A 2,174-nucleotide genomic window follows, 5' to 3' on the forward strand; every position below is an offset into this window, starting at 1 on the left:
TATAATCCATACAGGCGCCATTCCAGCATTGGAATGCACAGCCCCGTCACGTACGAGAGCCTCTACCGGCCCTCAGACACCGCCGAGTGACCTCACCTCAGGTGTCCGTGCAACGGGGGGAAGCTCAACGCGTCGAGAGCGGGCGCTGTACCGGCTTGGCGAGCTCGCTCCGGTGTCGGTGGCGCCTCGCGCGATCGAGGCTGGCACGGGTGTCACTTCCCCGGCGCCTGTGCCAGCCGAGGCGAGTGGCACGGCCGGTGACACGTCCGTGGGCGCGAGTGACATGGCCGCTGGCAAGCCGAGTGACACGGCCGGTGGCACGGTGAACGGCACCGTGTCACACGGCAACGGCGTGACACCGCCCGTGTCACCGACACCTGTGTCACGGCCCGCTAAGCCTGTGACACGCCGCCCGAATGGCACGCGTCGTGTCACGGCCGCGCCGCCCACTGACAGGGAGCTTGAGCAGCGCATCACGTGGCTGCACAACCTCGCCAAGGAGAACCCCGGCATGAAGGTGGCAGACCTGCGTGACGCGGTGCTCGACGAGTACAAGGTGAGCCCTCGCACGGCCTACCGCTGGATCGAGAGGGCCGGGCTTGCCGAGAGTGACACGGCCGATGGCACAAGCGGTGGCACGGACGGTGGCGCGAGTGACACGCCCGATGACACGGCTGATGGCACGGAAGGTGACACGACAGACGACGGCGTGACACACGCCGATGGCACGCCGACCAATGACACGACCAACGACAAGGGAGACAACCGATGACCACCAGCCGGACGGACGAGACGGTCGAGCGGGCCTGCTACCTCCCCGTGTGGGACGAGGCCACCGAGGAGTTCCACAACGCCTGGATGAACTACCGGACGGCCGACCCGTACTTCGTCCACCTGGAGATCGAGGACTGGCCCGCACCGGTCGTCGCGCCCCGCGCGGTCGTACTGGACGGTCAGAACGGGCGGGCCGAGTGTCTATCGAAGCCGGACCGCACCGCGCTGCGGGTCGAGCCGACCTCGGACGGCCGGCACGTGCGTCTCGGCGTCACGCAGGGGGACCTGCTGCTGGCCGTGTTCCGCACTCCGGCTGACGTGTTCGCCAAGCAGGTGACCGGGCTTTACGAGCTGGTGCCGGACGGCGAGGAGATGGCCCGCATCGAGTGGGACGCCGTGATCGCCAACATCTTGGGGACGTGACCGAGCGTGAACAGCCTCGGGGCCGTGTTCAGCGCCGACCAGGGCCGTAAACCGCCGACGCGGGGCGACCCTACGCACGCAGGTGTACGTGCGCGCACGTGCGCGAGATCGTAGCACAGCTCCGCCAGATGTAACTGTCCGTGACGATCGGGAGGAGTCACGTGCCGACCCGCCGCGAGGCCCGCAAGAAGCGCTTCCACGCCGGGATCAAGGGCGCTGCGAGCGCCAAGGCCGCGTTCCACGAGGCCATCCGCTACCTCACGGCCGAGCTCGCCGACATGCACAACGCCGATGAGGCCGAGGGCGACCGGCTCTACACCCACTACGCCGCCGAGTTCCGTCGCAACGCCGACGACGTCAACCGCCAAAGGAGGTGACCAACATGCCACGCAGCATCCGCTCGCCGTACGCCACGCACAGCCAGAAGGCCGAGCAGACCGACACGGCCGCCGAGCAGGACCAGGAGCAGGCGGCTGGCCAGGCGACCGAGCAGGTTGCCCCGGTCGTGCCCCTGCGCGACGACCAGCCCGCCCAACTCCCCGCCATGCCGGAGGTGTCGCCGCTCGGCCAGCTCGTCGAGTTCGTCCAGGGCCCGCTGTCGGGCTGGATCGCACGCGAACGGCCTGCCTACCTGGCCTCGCCCCTCACGTTCGTCCGCGAACGCTGGGAGCCGCAGTGGCTCCCGACCGACGTCGGCGCCGTGGTGTGGGCCTGGCGGGTGCTGCTGCTGGTCCGCGCGCTGCTGTACACGGCGTTCTACGTCCCCGCCATGGTCATCTACCTCCCCGAGCTCACCACGGCCGCGATCGTCGCCTACCTCGTCATCCACTTCTTCGCCTGAAAGACATCCCAGGAGCTTTAGTTGTCAAGCAGCAAGCGATTCGGCGTGATGCGGCCAGGCGGTTGCCTCGTCGTAGAGGGTGCCGGTCTTGAGGCAGCCGTGCAGGATGCCGACGAGGCGGTTGGCGACCTGGCGC

4 protein-coding genes are annotated in these 2,174 nt (G+C 68.6%); all 4 read left to right on the plus strand.

Going from position 1 to position 2,174, the window contains the following annotated elements:
- Positions 1 to 400 precede the first annotated feature (400 nt).
- The 4 genes from EJK15_RS68895 (at position 401) to EJK15_RS68910 (ending at position 2,038) form a co-directional block, all read left to right on the plus strand.
- On the plus strand, positions 401 to 772 hold the full coding sequence (locus EJK15_RS68895; RefSeq protein WP_138720864.1) for a hypothetical protein: 372 nt from the start codon (positions 401 to 403) through the stop codon (positions 770 to 772).
- Positions 769 to 1,197, plus strand: a complete 429-nt coding sequence (locus EJK15_RS68900) for a hypothetical protein (protein ID WP_138720865.1) — start codon at positions 769 to 771, stop codon at positions 1,195 to 1,197. The genes EJK15_RS68895 and EJK15_RS68900 overlap by 4 nt, the downstream gene beginning before the upstream one ends.
- A 161-nt stretch (positions 1,198 to 1,358) precedes the next feature.
- The gene (locus tag EJK15_RS68905) at positions 1,359 to 1,574 is read left to right on the plus strand and encodes a hypothetical protein (RefSeq protein WP_138720866.1); all 216 of its coding nucleotides are present in this window, start codon (positions 1,359 to 1,361) and stop codon (positions 1,572 to 1,574) included.
- 5 nt (positions 1,575 to 1,579) lie between these two features.
- Positions 1,580 to 2,038 (plus strand): hypothetical protein, encoded by a 459-nt coding sequence (locus tag EJK15_RS68910; RefSeq protein WP_138720867.1) that lies wholly within the window; start codon positions 1,580 to 1,582, stop codon positions 2,036 to 2,038.
- The last annotated feature ends 136 nt before the right edge of the window (positions 2,039 to 2,174 follow it).

Source organism: Nonomuraea basaltis (assembly GCF_005893125.1).
GTDB lineage: Bacteria > Actinomycetota > Actinomycetes > Streptosporangiales > Streptosporangiaceae > Nonomuraea > Nonomuraea basaltis.

Excerpts from the sequence above, each read along its gene's own strand:
- EJK15_RS68900 (WP_138720865.1), top strand. The coding sequence starts at position 769 with ATGACCACCAGCCGGACGGACGAGACGGTCGAGCGGGCCTGCTACCTC.
- EJK15_RS68910 (WP_138720867.1), top strand. The coding sequence starts at position 1,580 with ATGCCACGCAGCATCCGCTCGCCGTACGCCACGCACAGCCAGAAGGCC.